The 15,647-nt window shown below is 68.9% G+C and carries 13 protein-coding genes; 6 read left to right on the plus strand and 7 right to left on the minus strand.

Annotated elements, in window-relative coordinates; genetic code table 11:
* Positions 1-223: 223 nt before the first annotated feature.
* Both DEJ29_RS00550 and DEJ29_RS00555 read left to right on the plus strand, forming a co-directional pair.
* On the plus strand, positions 224-1,876 hold the full coding sequence (locus DEJ29_RS00550; RefSeq protein ID WP_111095563.1) for an ATP-dependent nuclease: 1,653 nt from the start codon (positions 224-226) through the stop codon (positions 1,874-1,876).
* A complete protein-coding gene (locus DEJ29_RS00555) occupies positions 1,873-3,570 on the plus strand; it encodes a UvrD-helicase domain-containing protein (RefSeq protein WP_111095564.1) in 1,698 nt (565 codons plus the stop codon). The genes DEJ29_RS00550 and DEJ29_RS00555 overlap by 4 nt, the downstream gene beginning before the upstream one ends.
* A 340-nt stretch (positions 3,571-3,910) precedes the next feature.
* Here the strand turns inward: DEJ29_RS00555 and DEJ29_RS00560 are convergent, their stop codons facing one another.
* The 3 genes from DEJ29_RS00560 to DEJ29_RS00570 all read right to left on the minus strand — a co-directional run bounded on the left by DEJ29_RS00560 (position 3,911) and on the right by DEJ29_RS00570 (position 7,997).
* Positions 3,911-5,083 carry a lipopolysaccharide biosynthesis protein gene (locus DEJ29_RS00560; protein ID WP_146248373.1) on the minus strand — a complete coding sequence of 391 codons (1,173 nt, stop codon included), beginning with the start codon at positions 5,081-5,083 and terminating at the stop codon, positions 3,911-3,913.
* An 83-nt stretch (positions 5,084-5,166) separates the two neighbouring features.
* Complete coding sequence (locus DEJ29_RS00565) at positions 5,167-6,477, minus strand: MATE family efflux transporter (protein ID WP_111095566.1); 1,311 nt, start codon at positions 6,475-6,477, stop codon at positions 5,167-5,169.
* Positions 6,478-6,659: 182 nt separating this feature from the next.
* Positions 6,660-7,997 (minus strand): uracil-xanthine permease family protein, encoded by a 1,338-nt coding sequence (locus DEJ29_RS00570; protein ID WP_111095567.1) that lies wholly within the window; start codon positions 7,995-7,997, stop codon positions 6,660-6,662.
* Between the two features lie 81 nt (positions 7,998-8,078).
* Between DEJ29_RS00570 and DEJ29_RS00575 the strand changes: the two genes are divergently transcribed.
* A complete protein-coding gene (locus DEJ29_RS00575; RefSeq protein WP_111095600.1) occupies positions 8,079-10,043 on the plus strand; it encodes a M13 family metallopeptidase in 1,965 nt (654 codons plus the stop codon).
* Entirely contained in the window at positions 10,043-10,981 is a 939-nt protein-coding gene (locus DEJ29_RS00580; RefSeq protein WP_071248868.1) for a serine hydrolase, read from the plus strand. The genes DEJ29_RS00575 and DEJ29_RS00580 overlap by 1 nt, the downstream gene beginning before the upstream one ends.
* Before the next feature lie 41 nt (positions 10,982-11,022).
* Here the strand turns inward: DEJ29_RS00580 and DEJ29_RS00585 are convergent, their stop codons facing one another.
* The 3 genes from DEJ29_RS00585 to DEJ29_RS00595 are packed head-to-tail and all read right to left on the minus strand — an operon-like array spanning position 11,023 to position 13,530.
* Positions 11,023-12,348: a hypothetical protein gene (locus tag DEJ29_RS00585; protein ID WP_146248374.1), complete on the minus strand. Its 1,326-nt coding sequence runs from the start codon at positions 12,346-12,348 to the stop codon at positions 11,023-11,025.
* A gap of 60 nt (positions 12,349-12,408) precedes the next feature.
* Entirely contained in the window at positions 12,409-12,837 is a 429-nt protein-coding gene (locus DEJ29_RS00590) for a GNAT family N-acetyltransferase (protein WP_181438249.1), read from the minus strand.
* Positions 12,838-12,849: 12 nt separating this feature from the next.
* A complete protein-coding gene (locus tag DEJ29_RS00595; RefSeq protein ID WP_111095569.1) occupies positions 12,850-13,530 on the minus strand; it encodes a DUF4232 domain-containing protein in 681 nt (226 codons plus the stop codon).
* A gap of 99 nt (positions 13,531-13,629) precedes the next feature.
* On the opposite strand from DEJ29_RS00595, the gene DEJ29_RS00600 reads away from it, so the two are divergent.
* On the plus strand, positions 13,630-13,905 hold the full coding sequence (locus tag DEJ29_RS00600) for a hypothetical protein (RefSeq protein WP_071404469.1): 276 nt from the start codon (positions 13,630-13,632) through the stop codon (positions 13,903-13,905).
* Between the two features lie 69 nt (positions 13,906-13,974).
* Positions 13,975-15,243, plus strand: a complete 1,269-nt coding sequence (locus DEJ29_RS00605) for a Fic family protein (RefSeq protein WP_220037355.1) — start codon at positions 13,975-13,977, stop codon at positions 15,241-15,243.
* A gap of 3 nt (positions 15,244-15,246) precedes the next feature.
* Here the strand turns inward: DEJ29_RS00605 and DEJ29_RS00610 are convergent, their stop codons facing one another.
* Positions 15,247-15,645: an NUDIX hydrolase gene (locus DEJ29_RS00610; protein ID WP_111095570.1), complete on the minus strand. Its 399-nt coding sequence runs from the start codon at positions 15,643-15,645 to the stop codon at positions 15,247-15,249.
* Positions 15,646-15,647: the final 2 nt, after the last annotated feature.

The following is a 15,647-nucleotide window of genomic DNA, read 5'->3' on the forward strand; positions in this document are numbered from 1 at the left end:
CGCCGGCGCTCGCGCTCGGCGGCGCCGCTGCCAGCGCTGCGGGGTCGGGTCCCTCAGGCGGGAGGGGCGCTGGCGCGGCAGAGCTTCCCAACACGAGACCCTCCTTTGCGCGAGATAACGGTCGTGTCCTTCACGTCCAGTGCTCGAGAGCATGCGACCATACGCAGGAAGTGAAGGACCGTCAGCAACAACTCGGTCCCCCTATCCGAGATCGAGGAGCACCGTGCGCCTGTCGCGCATCACCATCAAGAACTACTCGCGCGTCGCCGACCTCGACGTTCCTGTTGGGAACCATCTTGTCGTTGTCGGAGCCAACGACGTCGGGAAGACATCCATTCTGCGTGCACTAAATCTGGCGCTCGGTGCGGCTGCCCAGTTGTACCAGTCGCTATCGGTGCAGGATCTCGCAGATGCGGAGCAACCGATGATTGTCAGCGCTCATTTCGTAGCATTTAGCGAGGCAGAGCGCGCGGTCTTCTATCGAGAAATTGACATCGACGCCACGAGCAAAGCGGAAGCGCTCGAGGTCAGACTCGAAGTCCGGGTGGACCCCGACGACCCCGAATCGATTCTGATCACGAGGTGGAGCCCCGGACGTGGCGAGGTGCGGCCCATCACGCGGGAGCAGCTAGCCGCGATCGGATGGCGATATCTGCCAGCCGCCCGTCAGGCCTCCGCAGCTCAGTTGGAGAGCCCTGCGGGGGCGGTAAAGACGTTGCTGCGCGCACTCGAGCCCGAGCTCGGCGACGAGAAGTCGGCGCTTGGAGAGATTCTCAGTTCGTTCAATTCGATGCTGGCGACGAGCGTTCCCTTGGGTGAGCTGCTCTCCGGGGTGGCTGAGAGGCTGTCTGATGCAATGCCGCGAACCATTGCGTCGGAGGACCTCGCTGTACGCACTGTCGCGGACCCAACCGACTCGGTACTCGACGGAGTGTCACTGTTCACCCGTTCGGAATCCGGATTTTCCCCGATATCCGAGCAATCCGACGGTATCCGCCAACTTATAGCCATGACACTGTTCGACTTGGCCGAGGGCGCAGCGAACGTTATCGCGATTGACGAACCGGAAATCCACCTCCATCCATCTAGCCAGCGGACGGTAGCGGACTTGCTTGCCTCGGACCGAAACCAGAAGGTCATCGTCACCCATTCGCCCTACATCGTCCAAAAGTTCGACCCGACGGAAGTCATCGCCGTCGATCCGAACGGGGAGTCGCACTACCTCGATCCGACTCGAACGAGGATCGAAGAACGCGTCCAAGCGCACTGGTGGTCGCCTCGGATGCTCGAAGCACTCACAGCGCGGTTCGTCATCGCGGTCGAGGGGGTCGCGGACCGCCTAATTGTCGAAGCTGCAGCTCGTGCCCTCGGGATCTCACTGGATCGCATCGGGGCGACGGTGTTCGAGCTGGGAGGTGCTGAGAACTTCCCGGTCGTTCACAAGCTGCTCGGCCCATCGGGCTTCGGGATCGATGTCCTGGGCCTGGTCGATGACGCTGAAAAGGGGAAATGGGTCGGTGCGGTCGGCGGTCGTCCGCGCGACGTCCTTGAGCGCACGGTGTTCGTCTCGAAGGCCGACCTCGAAGATGAGTATTGCCGGGCCCTCGGCGCGGAGGCGATGACCGCTCGGCTCATTGACGCGGGAGTGGCCCGGGATGTGCAGACGCTTCTAGCCGCGTGCGGGGTTGCCGACGATGCGGCGTTGACACCGAGCAGCATCGCGAAGTACTGCCGGACGAGTGGTGGACAACCTCGAATCAATCGAAAGGTTCCTGCTGCTTTGGCCGTGGCCAAGCGTCTGAATCGGGATGAGGTCTCGCGGATGGACAGCGTGAACGCGCTACTCGCAGAGCTTGCAAGACGAGCCGTCGAATGATAAAGCGGAACGAGGCCTTCGAACGGGCAGTTCGATGCGACAGACGCAATCTACTCGTGATCGCACCGCCAGGCTGCGGGAAGACCGAGTTACTCGCCCACCGTGCGCATCGAAATGTCGCAGATCTCGAGGCGGGACGTCAAATTCTCGCGCTGACGTTCTCAAACAAAGCCAAGGCGAATCTCAACGGGCGACTTATCGAAATCCTCGGCGTCGAGCGAAAGCGACGCTTCGTCGTTGTGCACAACTTCCATGGACATAGTGCAGAGATCATCCGCTGCCATGGACGCACGCTCGGCATCCCGATCGACTTCGACCCTCCGAACGACCGGACCCAGGACGATGTTGTTGACGTCTACCTCGAGGGGCTTACCGAGCGTGAGGCTAACGACGTCCGGGCTCGGATCAATGGGGAGCTCGGCGAAGCAAAACGCGGGCCGTACAGCGACGCCGAAGTCCTCGAACGACTTCGAGACGGAGGCGATGAGCGAAGCTTGCTCGTGGAAGAGCATCGGCAACGATCGGGCCAGCTGTTCTACGACGACCTGCTGCGTCACGCTCAACGACTGCTCCGGGTGCCACAGGTCGCGCGTATGTATCGAACACACTTCCAAACGGTGATGGTTGACGAGTTCCAAGACCTTTCGCCACAGCAACTCGACCTGGTGCTCCGTTCCGCTGACTGCAACCGCACGATTGTCGGAGACCCACTGCAGGGCATCTACAGCTGGGCAGGTGCGCGGCCCGTCGAAAACGAGCGGTTGCTCCGTCGGATCAGCGGCGAACCGCTAACCCTCGGAACCTCCTATCGCTCTTCCCCAAACGTGCTCGGACTCCTCGGTGCTGTGGCGTCCGAGGTCGGCGGTAGAACTCTCGTACCTGTAGATCCCGAACACTGGTTCGAAGGTGGCGTTGCGGCCGGGTTCATGTTCGGCACCGGGTCCGATGAAGCCGAGTTTGTCCGGTCGGCTTCCGCAGAAATTCAGCGTCTTGCGCCTGAGACCACAATCGGCGTGATCTGCAGGTCGGGCTGGCGGCGGAAACCCGTCGATGCGGCCTTTGCGTCGTCGGACACGCCAGTGACCAGGTGGGACCTCGCGATTGACGATCCGGCTGTGGTCAAACGAATCCACGATGCTGTTGCTCGCATCGGAGCTAACGCGAGCATGGAGCAACTGCGCACACACTTGCTCGAAAGTGTCAACATCGCTGACTCAGAGACAATCGCAGACATCACCGAGGTGCTAACGCAGGTCGACGAACTTGTCGCGGAATCCGGGTCCCTCGGAGCCGCACTTGCGCGGCTACGAGCCATCGAGGATGCCACGGACGCTATCTCTCCTGGGATCCATCTGCTGAACGCACATTTGGGGAAAGGCCAACAATTCGACTGGGTCTTCGTGCCTGGATTCGACGAAGGAAACATGCCAAGCTTCCTCGCGCAGCGACCCGCCGACCTGGCCGAGGAACTGCGGATCCTCCTCGTAGTCATTTCGCGAGCACGCCACGGCGTCATCGTCACAGGCGCACGTTCCCTCATCTCGAAAGCCCGTCGTCCCTACGATGTCAAACCGAGCCGCTGGACAACGCTGCTTCGCGGCGCGATGTCGCATACCAGCAGCGACGATGTTTTGGAACACGTTCGACGGATGTACAAGCGGACTGACATCCACGCCGACACTGATGCGCCATGAGTTCCCTTTCGGGGCCATATCACCTCAGGGTCGTCTCCTTCGTTCGGTTGAGTCGACGAACGGTCGCGTCATTAAGCACGAGATGATGAAGTGCTTTGTCGCCCTCTAGCTCCTCCGCGGTTCGTACGTCTTGGCCACATAGTCGCTGGTTCGCGCTGATGTTCAGTTCCCAGGCGGGTAAGGCGACGCCTGCTCACTGGCCAGTCGTTTTCGGTGGTCCTATTCAAACGTCAGGCTCCTGCATCCTGATCAGCACATTCTCGGGTACCTGGTCGAGAACGACTCTCTTTCCGGGGCGCCAAACGTCACACCGCGCACACGCCGCCCGTGCGCGTCGCGGTCAGCGCCGTCGCACCCCGATCCCCACCACCGCAACCAGGTTCACCGCACTCCCCACCAAGAACCCCGTGGTGCCACCCGCGACACCTGCGACGGGTCCGAGCACCGCCATGAGCCCAGCCCCGACGACGAACCCGGCGACCGAGGCGAGGGCAACCTGGCGCGAGCGTCCAGCGGCGAGCAGCAACGCCGCCGGCACGAGTCCGACGGTGAACACCCACACGGCAACCATCAGGTACCGCAGGTCGGCGACGGCAGCGGCGCCCTCGGCGGGGTAGACGATCGGCAGGAACCATCCGGCGAGCAGGGCGATCAGACCGAAGACGACGGCGGATGCAGCGGCGAACCCGACGACGAGCAGCAGGGCCCCGCGGGAGCGCAGCGATCCGCCATCGGTCCGGTGCGCGAACGCCGGCACGAGCACCTGCCCCAACGCCTGCCCGAGCATCGACGCCGGCGTCGCCAGGGTGAACGCGGCTGCGTAGACACCGGCGTCGTACGCCGACGACGTCACCTGCGCCGAGATCATCGTCAACTGCAGCAACCCGTTCGAGGTCACCACCGCCAGCACGTTCCACGCCGCGAACCCGAGCACCCCGGCAGCCGGTTCGCGCGAAGCAGGCGCGAAGCCGTTGCCCCGCGGCCAGCACGCGATCGCGAACACCGTGTACCCGATGGCCAGGGGCAGCAGCACGAAGGGCTCGAGCCGCGCGGCACACGCCACCACGAGCAACCCGAGCGCCAGCACACTCGTCACCGAGTCCCAGAGAGCGACCCGGGGCGCCCGGTCGTAGCCGAGCTGTGCGCCGCGGGCGTAGCAGTAGAGCCCGTAGCCGACGACGACCGCGGCACCGCCCAGAACCATCCCGGGGCCGTTGCCCCAGGCCAGCGCGATCGGCACGGTGACCGCCGCGAGCACCGCGCTCGACACCAGCATGGACACCCCGAGCAGCCGGTTCACGGCGGCGTCCGAGCGCCGACCCCGCAGTGCGATGGCCAGGAACCGCGATGCAGTGTTGCCCGCGGCGTTCGGCCAGAGCAGCGCGACGAAGACCGAGAGTGACAGCAGCGCCGTGGTCTGCCCGAGGGTCTCGGTGCCGAACACCCGACCGACGACGACGGTCACGAGCAGCTTCGCGACGCCCTGCACCCCGATGCCGACCGTGGCGAGCACGGCCGACGAAGCCACCGACGACGACGGCGCCGCAGGAGAATCAGGCCCGGCAGACGAAGCAGGCCCAGCCGGAGACGACCCGCTCATCGCGCCAACGCCTGTTCCACCCAGCCGCGCCGGTGCGCCCGCACCCCGAGCGTCACCGCCCGGACCCCGATGTACCCGAGGGTGAACGCCGCCCACAGCCCCGCGAGCGTCCCGCCGGCCCACCACAGCAGGGGCAGGTACACGACGAGGTTCGCGCCTCCGGCGATGGCCAGGTACCGCGCGTCACCGGCGCCGATCAGCACCCCGTCGAGCACGAAGACGTACCCGGCGACGGGCATCCCGACGGCGATGAGCACCAGCACGACGGGCAGGGCGTCCCGCACCGCCTGCGAGTCCGAGAACACCGGCCCGAGCACCCCGCTCACCGCCAGGGTCAGCACTCCGAGCAGCACACCACCGGCTATCCCGAGCAGCACGAGCCGTCGCGTCACCAGTCGCACCCGCTCCGGGTCACGCCCGCCGAGTCCGTGCCCGACGAGCGCCTGCCCGGCGATCGCCAGTGCGTCGAGCGCGAACGCCAGCGTCGAGAAGACGGTCAGCCCGACCTGCGTCGTCGCCAACCCGGTGGTCCCCAGTCCGGCAGCGGCCCCGACGGTCGCGAGCATCGCGATCCGCAGCGACGCGGTCCGCAGGAACAGCCATGCCCCAGACCACAGGGCCCGGGCGACGCCCGAGGCGCCGGGTCGCAGCGGGGCCCCCGACGACCGAGCGGCCCGCACCGCGATGCGCACGTAGACGACGGCCATCGCCCACTGCACGATGACGGTGCCGGCGGCGGATCCCTGGACACCCCAGCCGGCGCCGTAGATCAGGACGGCGTTGAGCAGCCCGTTCGCGACGAACCCGATGGTCGCGACGACGAGCGGGGTCTTCGTGTCCTGCAGCCCACGCAGCAGCCCGGTCGAGGCGGTCACGACCAGGATGCCGGGCAGCCCGACCAGCGAGATGGTCAGGTACGCGGTCGCCGCCGCCGACACCTCGGCCGAGGCGCCGAACAGGTCGACGAGCGGTCCGGCAAGCGGCCACCCGACCAGCGCCAGCACCACCCCCAGCACGAGCGCGAGCCACATCCCGTCGATGCCCGCGTGCACGGCGCCGCGACGGTCGCCACCACCGAGCGCCCGTGCCACGGCCGGGGTCGTCGAGTACGCCAGGAACACCAGCAGCCCGGTCACCGTCGACAGCACGGCACTCGCGAGCCCGACGGCCGCCAGCGGCGTCGCCCCGAGGTGCCCGACGAGCGCGGTGTCGGTCAGCAGGAACAGCGGCTCGACCACGAGCGCTCCGAGCGCCGGCACCGCCAGCCGCACGATGTCGCGGTCGACCGCGCGCCGCTCAGCGGTCACAGCGGGTCGCGTCGGTGGGTGCACCGACCCATTCTGTCGGCGATGCCGACCCGTCGCGGTCACCAGGCGGGGTGGGCGCGACGCCACGACGGACTGGAGGCCCGTGGCGGCGCCGCCACGGGCCTCCAGTCCGGTGGTCCCACGTCGTCAGGCCGGACGCGCGTTCCAGCCGACCACTCGCGTCAGTCGGCGCGCGGTTCCGCGGGGACGGCGACGGTGGCGGCGTGCGCGGGGTCGGAGACCTCGGTCGACGGCCCGTCGGCGCCACGGGCCCGGCCGATGACGTCCATCACGTGGTAGACGACGATCGCTGCGATGGTGCCGACGATGATGCCGCCGAAGCTCGCCTGGCCGAAGCGGAACGTGAAGTCGGCGATGCCGATGATCAGGGCGATGCCGGCCGTCAGCTGGTTCTTCGGCTTCGAGAAGTCGACGCGGTTCTCGACCCAGATCCGGATGCCGATGACGCCGATCAGGCCGTAGAGCGCGGTGGTGGCACCGCCGAGCACACCGGCCGGCACCGAGGAGATGACCACGCCGATCTTCGGTGACAGGCCGAGCAGGACGGCCGCGATCGCGGCGACCCAGTAGGCGGCGGTCGAGAAGACGCGGGTGGCGGCCATGACGCCGATGTTCTCGCCGTAGGTGGTGGTGGCGGAGCCGCCGCCGACCCCGGCCAGGACGGTCGAGACGCCGTCGGCGAAGAGCGCGCGACCGGTGAGCGGCGTGAGGTCACGGCCGGTCAGCTGTCCGACGCCCTTGACGTGCCCGACGTTCTCGGCGACCAGCGCCAGGACGACCGGCACGAACGCCAGGTAGATCGCGAGCTGCGACGGGTCGAAGGCGGGAGCGGTGAAGTCCGGCAGGCCGATCCACTTCGCCTCACCGACCTTCGAGAAGTCGACCTGCCCGCCGATGAGCGCCGCGACGTACCCGACGAGCACACCGATGACGATCGACAGTCGGCCGATCAGGCCCTTGAACAGGACGGTGACCAGGATGATCGCCGCCAGGGTGATGAGTGCGATGACCGGGGACGCCGTGAAGTTGTCGCGGGCGGCCGGTGCCAGGTTGAAGCCGATCAGCGCGACGATCGCGCCGGAGACCACCGGGGGCATCAGGCGGTCGGTCCAGCCGGCTCCGGCCAGGTGCACGACGAGGCCGACGATCGCGAGCAGCGCGCCGACGACGATGATGCCGGACAGGGCGAGCGGGATCCCGCCGATCTTCGTGGCAGCACCGATCGGGGCGATGAACGCGAACGACGAACCGAGGTAGCTCGGCAGGCGGTTGCCCGTGATGAGCAGGAACAGGATCGTGCCGATGCCGCTGAACAGCAGCGTCGTCGACGGCGGGAACCCGGTGATCAGCGGCACCAGGAACGTGGCGCCGAACATCGCGACGACGTGCTGCACGCCCAGGCCGATCGTCCGGGGCCAGGTGAGTCGTTCGTCCGGCGTCACGATCGTCGTCGCGGAGACGGTCTTGCCGTCCCCGTGCAGCTTCCACGGAAGTCCCATGCGATGACCGTACCGGCAGCGATGCGCCGGTGACGACCCGGATCGGCCTGCCCCATGGGGACGGTGGCTATCGTGGACGACATGACCGACGTCGCACGTGCCTCCGGCATCCACACTGACGAACTCGACCCCGCGGTGCGCCCCCAGGACGACCTGTACCGCCACGTGAACGGGACCTGGATCGAGGCGACGCCGATCCCCGACGACAAGGCCCGGTACGGCTCCTTCACGGTGCTGGCCGAAGCCGCCGAGATCGCCGTGCGCGACATCATCGAGCGCTCGCAGCAGGCCGCCCCCGGCACCGAGGAGCGGAAGGTCGGTGACCTCTTCACCTCGTTCACCGACGAAGCGCGGCTCGAGGAGCTCGGCACCGCACCGATCGAGCACCTGCTCGCCGAGATCACCGAGATCCAGTCCACGCGAGAGGTCATCGCCGCCGTGGGCCGCTTCGAGCGCCTCGGCCTGCCGAGCTTCCTGCAGCTCTTCGTCGACAACGACCCGGGCGACCCCGAGTCGTACGTCGTGTTCCTGGAGCAGTCCGGCCTCGGGCTGCCCGACGAGTCGTACTACCGCGAAGAGCGCTTCGCCGACATCCGCGAGAAGTACCGCGAGTTCGTCGCGGCGATGTTCCCGCTCGCCGGCCTCGACGACGGCGGTGCCCGCACCGAGCACGTCATCGCGCTCGAGACGGCGCTCGCGTCGAAGCACTGGGACAACGTCACCACCCGTGACAGCCAGAAGACCTACAACAAGCTGCCGTGGGCCGAGGTCGCCGTGCTCGCCAAGGGCGTCGACCTGCAGATCTGGTGGCAGGCGATCGAGGCACCGGCCGGCGCCTTCGAGACCGTCGTGGTCCGCGAGCCCTCGTTCATCACCGGCCTGGCCGACCTGCTGAACGAGCAGCCGCTCGAGGTCTGGAAGGACTGGCTGCGCTGGCAGGTCATCCGCGGCTCCGCCGCGTACCTGACGAGCGCGTTCTCGGCCACGAACTTCTCGTTCTACGGCACCGCACTGACCGGTGCGCCCAAGCAGCGCGAGCGCTGGAAGCGCGGCGTCTCGCTGGTCGAGGGCGCGATGGGCGAGGCCGTCGGCCGCATCTACGTGCAGGAGCACTTCGACGAGACCTCGAAGGCCAAGATGGACGACCTCGTCGCCAACCTGGTCGAGGCCTACCGGCAGAGCATCACGGGGCTCGAGTGGATGACCGACGAGACCCGTGCCCGTGCGCTCGACAAGCTCGACAAGTTCACGCCGAAGATCGGGTACCCGGTGAAGTGGCGCGACTATTCCGCGCTGCCCGTCCGTGCCGACGACCTGGTCGCCAACGTCCGCGCCACCGCCTCGTTCCAGGTCGACCGGGAGCTCGGCAAGATCGGCAAGCCGATCGACCGCGACGAGTGGTTCATGACCCCGCAGACGATCAACGCCTACTACAACCCGGGCTTCAACGAGATCGTGTTCCCCGCGGCGATCCTGCAGTTCCCGTTCTTCGACGCGAGCCGCGATGCCGCCGCGAACTACGGTGCGATCGGGGCTGTCATCGGCCATGAGATCGGCCACGGTTTCGACGACCAGGGCTCGCAGTACGACGGCGACGGCAAGCTCGAGAACTGGTGGACCGAGGCGGACCGTGCCGCGTTCGAGGAGCGCACGAAGGCCCTCATCGCCCAGTACGACGCCCTGGTGCCGACCGAGGTGCCCGACAGCCACGTGAACGGCGCCCTGACGATCGGCGAGAACATCGGTGACCTCGGTGGCCTGTCGATCGCATGGAAGGCGTACCTGCTCTCGCTCGACGGCCAGGAGCCCCCGGTCGTCGACGGCCTGACCGGCGCCGAGCGCTTCTTCCTGAGCTGGGCCCAGGCCTGGCGCATGGCGATCCGACCGGAAGAAGCCGCTCGACTGCTGTCGATCGACCCGCACTCGCCGAACGAGTTCCGCTGCAACCAGGTCGTGCGGAACATCGACGTCTGGTACGACACCTTCGGCGTGACCGAGCAGGACGCGATGTACCTCGACCCCGCCGAGCGCGTCGCGATCTGGTGATGACGGAGCCGGACGCGGCCCGGTCGTCGCGCCGCCGGCGACCGGACGACCGCCCAGCAGGTGGCGGCCGCGGTCGTGGGCGGCACAGCGGCCGGTCCGACGACCGCTTCACCGCCACCACCGAGGCGCTCGGTGCCCTCGCGCTCGAGGGTGCCGGGGTCAGCGCCTCGGTGATCGACACCTCCAGTGGCAAGGCCCTGCTCGCGATCGACGACACCCTGGTGCAGCCGGTCGCGAGCCTGGGCCGCGTCCTGCTGCTCATCGAGGTCGCCGCCCAGCTCGAGGACGGCCGCCTGCACGGTGACCGCCTGCAGCGCATGGCCCGCGACACCGCGACCGGTGCCGGCCTGTGGCAGTTCCTGCAGGAGCCGACCATGCAGGTGCCCGACCTGGCGACACTGGTCGGAGCAACCGCCGACGCCTGGGCCATGAACGCGCTGCTGTCGACCGTGGGCATCGACGCCGTCCGGGAGCGTGCGGAGTCCCTGGGCATCGAGCGCACCGCGTTGATCGACCGCGTGCGGGACCGCCGCGGCCCGGATGACGCCCCCGACGCCTCCGTCGCACCGACCGGGGAGCTGTCGTGGGTGATGCGCGGACTGGCGCTCGGCGAAGTCGTCGACGAGGCGGTGTCGAACCGGGTGCTGGGCTGGTTGTCCCTGGCGAGTGACCTGAACCTGGTCGCCGGGTCCTTCGGGCTCGACCCCCTGGCGCACCGTGCGCTCGACCACGGGTTGCAGGTCGTCGCGGTCACCGGGTCGAGCACCGGTGTGCGGGCCGAGGCGGGGATCCTGCGGGGGCCCGGGTCGTCGGTCAGCTACGCCGTGACCGTCACGTTCGACGACGCTTCGTTGCAGCGGCGGTTGGCCGTGGTCGAGGCGCTGCGGACCATGGGGACCGAGGTGCTCGAGGCGGTGCACGCGCCTGCGCGTCGCTGACGGCGCTTGGTGCTGTTCGTCGCGGGTGCGGCGTCACCGTGTCAGGACCGGGGGACGCAGACAGACTCGGCGCTCAGACTCAGCCCGTCGACGGTGCCGCGGATGCTCGCCGTGGCGGGGTCCGCATCCGTTGACGACGACCAGTAGTCCCGCCCCATCGCCCGGCCGCTGACCTCGAGGCCCTCCGACGTCCACAGCGCGGTCACGGCGTCGAACGGCTCCTGCGCGTCGTCGACGATCTGGAACACGGGCACGATGCTGAACGCCGTCGCGCGGGTGCCGGTCGCATTGGGTGACCAGGTCGATCCGGGCGGCGCGCACTGTTCGGTGCCCGTGGTCACGGTCGCCGGGACTCCGGCGGCCTCGGCCGAGCGCTCGAGGAACGCCCGGAGCGTCGCAGCGTGGTCGCTGACGTCGGCGGGCACCCAGGGAGCCGGGGTGGCGCTCGTCGTCGGGGTGCCCGGGGCGGTGGCGTCCCGAGGCTTCTTCGCGTCGAGGGGGAGTCCCACCCAGCCTCTCGTTCCGTCGAGGCCGACGGAGAACGCGGTGCGCGGAGCGCGGTGTGCGTCGGCGGCTTCGTCCTTCGTCCGGACGAGTACGTCGGCGACGGCACCGGTTCTGTCGCCGTAGAACGACAGGGAAGGCCGCTCGGGCTCGGCAGCCGCTCCGTACTCGTCTGCGGGTGCCTGCGCAGCGTCGGCGTAGGTCGTGCCCGGTGAGTAGTACAGGCCCTCGACGTCGTGGTCACCGTCGCGGTCGAACCCGTCGATCGTGCGCAGGAGTGCTCGCCCGGGGTGCGTCGCCGTGATCCCCACCGAAACGTCAGCACGGTCCAGCGAGGCCGGGTGGTCCCCGACGATCGGACGGGCCTGCGCGACGGCGTCGGTGAAGCTGACGCCCGGCACGAGCCAGATCGTGGAACGTGACGGGGTCGCCCACAGCCGGTGCACGAAGGGCTCCGCGCGCAGCCGTCCGGCCAGCTCGACGACGTCGGCGTCCATCGGGTCGATGATGACCGGCGCCGCCGCCCGGCCGCGGGGCACGTCCACGGTCACCGACAGCGTCGTGCCGGTCACACCCCGCGCTGCCGTGTGCCGGATCCGTTCGGCGACGGCGAGGTCGCTCGTGTCGGCCTGCACCTCGAGCGAAGCGATCCAGTTCTGCGGGTCGTCCTTCGCGTCGACCTGACGGATCTCGCCCTCGGCCGTGTCGACCCCGGGCAACCGCTCGACCCGGGTGATGAGCTTCGCGAGCGCCGATTCCGACCCAGCCGGCGGTGGTGGCGACGTGCACGCGGCGAGGGCGAGCACGACGCCGAGCGCGGTTGCGAGGGCTGCCGCTGAACGTGTCCGTGCGCGAGCCCCCATGCGTCCGAGTCTAGGAACGGCGTCTCGCCGCCCGGAATCGGTCGCGAGACCCATCCGTGCTCAGCGCAGGAGCACGAAGGAGCGCAGCGGCTGCGGGTCGACTTCGTGGGCCTCGACGAACCCACGTGACTCGTAGAACGCCCGCTGCCCCGGCTCCGCGTCGGTGAGCAGTACCGTCTGGCGAACGTCGGCGTACCGCTGCAGGACGGCGTCGAGGAGTGCGCCGCCGATGCCGGACCGGTGCGCGGACGGCAGGACGAGGACGTCCTGCACGTACACGATCGTCACGCCGTCGGAGACCGTGCGGACCAGGCCGAGCAGGTGTCCTTCGTCGTCGCGGGCGGTCAGCACGGTGTGGGAGCCGGCGATCGCCGCGGTGAGGGCTGCGGGGTCCTGCGTGTACGCGGTCCACCCGACGGCGTCGTACAGCGCCACCAGTTCGTCGGTGCCCGGTCGTTCGTCGCTGATCGTGGTGGTCACGGTGCTCATCGTGCCCGACTCCTACGAGGTCGCCTGCCCCTCCGGCACGAACGCCTGCACCGACAGCAGTGAGGCATCGGTCGACGCACATGCCTGGAAGTCGGTGTCCTTCACGAACAGGGACTGCTTCGACCCGGGCGGGTACACGCGGAAGCCGTCCGGGGTCTTGGGCGAGCAGTCGCCCGCCGAGTAGTTCTCGGCCCGGACGATCTTGAGCGGTGCGACGGCGGTCTTGCCGGGAGCGAGTGTGACGGTCGGGTGCGGGGAACTCTTCTCCGCGATCGCCGCCGCTCCGATCTGCTTGCCGGTGCCACCCCCGACGAACGAGACGCCGGGCCACCCCTGCACGGTGCAGGTCGTCGACCCGGTGTTCTCGAGCACCAGGTGCACGATGACGCTTCCGGCGGCACCACCACTGCCGGCCTCGATGCGCCCGGCGAGCGACGATGCCGCGCACCGGTCACCAGCAGACGAACCGGTGGCACCGGATCCGGCGGATGAGCCGGACCCGGACGAAGGTGCCGCCGAGGCGGACTCCTCGGACGACTGCGGCGTGGACGCCGACACGGACGGCGACGGCGCGGGCGCCGTGACGGTCTCGGTGGCTGCGGGCTGCCCGTCCGAGGCGCACCCCGCCAGTGTCCCGACGGCGACGAGCCCGGTCACGACGAGCAGGAACTTCGATCGGCTGCTGCGTTGCATGGTGCACAGGCAACCACCGAACGCCGCATCCGGTTCGGTCGGCGTCCAGGGACCACGGGCACACTCCGAGGCAAGCAACCCGAGCAGCGGAGGTCGGACATGACGGGCAAGCACGAACAGGCACGAGGCGACGAGGGTCGCGCGGACGGGGTCGAACCCCGCGCCGGAGCCTTCACGGACAGCGAGATCCCGGGCGAGGAGCACGTCGAGTCGACGGAGCCCGTCGGCGAGTTCGTCTCGAGCGACATCCCCGGCGAGACGCGTCCGACCGGAACCGGACCCGACGGCGAGTACGTCGACTCGGACATCCCCGGCGAGGCCGAGCCGGCCCAGAACGGCGAGGTCGGGGAGTACACCGACACCGACAAGGCCTGACGAACCCGAGTGGAACGCATCCCATGATCAAGGATAGGCAGTCATCCTTGATCATGGGATGATCCATGTATGGCTTCGTACGAGACGATCCGCCGCACGGGCGACCCGTCGGCCGCGACACGCGCCTTCCGGATGCCGATGGTCTTCGACGCCTACGTGCCGGATCCGCTGCACGGCCGAACGGTCGAACTCGGACCGACCGAACAAGCGGCCGTGCTCGAGGCCACCGCTGCGGTGACGGAAGCCGAGACGAGATCCACGCTGCTCGGTAGCGGAGACGCACTGGGTCGGATGCTCCTCCGGGCCGAGGCGGTCGGGTCGTCGATGATCGAGGGCCTCGAGGTCTCCCCGCGGAAGCTGCTCGAAGAAGAAGCCCGCGGACGGAGCCCGTTCGGGCAGTGGAGCACCGCAACCGAGGTCCTCGGCAACATCGACGCCATGACCTTCCTCACCGAGTCGGTCGGTCCGGGTTCTCCGGTGACCCTCGACCTGCTCCTCGAGGCGCACCGGCGTCTGATGGAGGCCTCGACGACCCCCGAGGTCGGGGGCACGGTCCGAGCGGTCCAGAACTGGATCGGTGGACCGACGCCTGCTGCAGCGGCGTTCGTCCCGCCCGTGCCGGAGCGGGTGCCAGGGCTCCTCGACGACCTGCTGGAGTTCGTGAACTCGAGCACGCTGCCGACGATCGCCATCGCCGCCATCGCACACGCGCAGTTCGAGACGATCCACCCGTTCGCCGACGGTAACGGTCGCATCGGACGCGCACTGATCCACGCCGTCCTGCGGTCACGGGGGCTGACCATCGAGTCGTCTCCACCGGTGTCCCTGGTCCTGGCGACCCGCGCTGTCGACTACGAAGCGGGGCTCCAGCGCTTCCGGTCCACCGATCCGCCGGCATCGGAGCCAGCGCAGCGTGCCGTCGGGCAGCTCGTCCGGCTCTTCGCCGAGGCCATGGCCGAGGTCGTGGACCGGATGACGCAGTTCGAGCACGAGCTCGTCCGGATCAAGGAGTCCTGGCGATCTGCGCTCGCCGGAGTCCGCTCTGACTCCGCTGCATGGTCGGCGCTCGAACTCGCGCCCCGCATGCCCGTGCTCACCGCGCAGACGTTCGCGGCCGCGACGGGCCGGAGCGAGCAGGCCGCGAACACGGCCTTGGGGGTCCTCGTCGAGCGTGGAGTCCTGACACAACGATCGGCGGGACGGCGGAACCGTGTCTTCGAGGCAGACGCCGTGATCGGCGCGCTGGCACTGCTGGAACGCCGTCTCGCCTCTCCGGCTGGTGACACCGGCGTCGTGCCGCCGACCAGACACGTGCCGGCAGCTCCGCCCAGGGCCTGACGGTCAGTCGATGAGCTCCGCCGCCACCAGGCGGCGGAGCGTCTCCACGCCCGCAGGCGGGCAGCGGTCCGCGTCGGCGGAGGTGACCCACTCGACCTCGTCCACCTCGGCCGAGGCGACGGGCGTGGCGGAGTCCAGCGGGCCTCCCGGCCGGACCAGGAACAGCGTCATCGCGACCATGGTCCCCGGAGCCTGCCCGTGGGCGGGCTCGAGCATGACGCCGAACGGGTCGACGTCGTCGGCGGTGAGCCGCAGGCCGGTCTCCTCGTACGCCTCGCGCACGGCGGCTTCGACGTCGGTCTCGTGCGGCTCCGCCTTGCCGCCGGGCAGGTAGAGCACGTCGCGCGCCCGGGCGCGCACCATCAGGACGCGTCGGTCACGCACCAGCAGCAGCGCACTCACGC

This window comes from Curtobacterium sp. MCPF17_021 (assembly GCF_003234605.2).
Taxonomy (GTDB): Bacteria; Actinomycetota; Actinomycetes; order Actinomycetales; family Microbacteriaceae; genus Curtobacterium; species Curtobacterium flaccumfaciens.

What these genes read in the sequence shown, in the direction of transcription:
- DEJ29_RS00555 (WP_111095564.1), top strand. Translation starts at nt 1,873, where the DNA reads ATGATAAAGCGGAACGAGGCCTTCGAACGGGCAGTTCGATGCGACAGA.
- DEJ29_RS00570 (WP_111095567.1), bottom strand. Translation starts at nt 7,997, where the DNA reads ATGGGACTTCCGTGGAAGCTGCACGGGGACGGCAAGACCGTCTCCGCG.
- DEJ29_RS00575 (WP_111095600.1), top strand. Translation starts at nt 8,079, where the DNA reads ATGACCGACGTCGCACGTGCCTCCGGCATCCACACTGACGAACTCGAC.
- DEJ29_RS00580 (WP_071248868.1), top strand. Translation starts at nt 10,043, where the DNA reads ATGACGGAGCCGGACGCGGCCCGGTCGTCGCGCCGCCGGCGACCGGAC.
- DEJ29_RS00585 (WP_146248374.1), bottom strand. Translation starts at nt 12,348, where the DNA reads ATGGGGGCTCGCGCACGGACACGTTCAGCGGCAGCCCTCGCAACCGCG.
- DEJ29_RS00590 (WP_181438249.1), bottom strand. Translation starts at nt 12,837, where the DNA reads ATGAGCACCGTGACCACCACGATCAGCGACGAACGACCGGGCACCGAC.
- DEJ29_RS00595 (WP_111095569.1), bottom strand. Translation starts at nt 13,530, where the DNA reads ATGCAACGCAGCAGCCGATCGAAGTTCCTGCTCGTCGTGACCGGGCTC.
- DEJ29_RS00600 (WP_071404469.1), top strand. Translation starts at nt 13,630, where the DNA reads ATGACGGGCAAGCACGAACAGGCACGAGGCGACGAGGGTCGCGCGGAC.
- DEJ29_RS00605 (WP_220037355.1), top strand. Translation starts at nt 13,975, where the DNA reads ATGGCTTCGTACGAGACGATCCGCCGCACGGGCGACCCGTCGGCCGCG.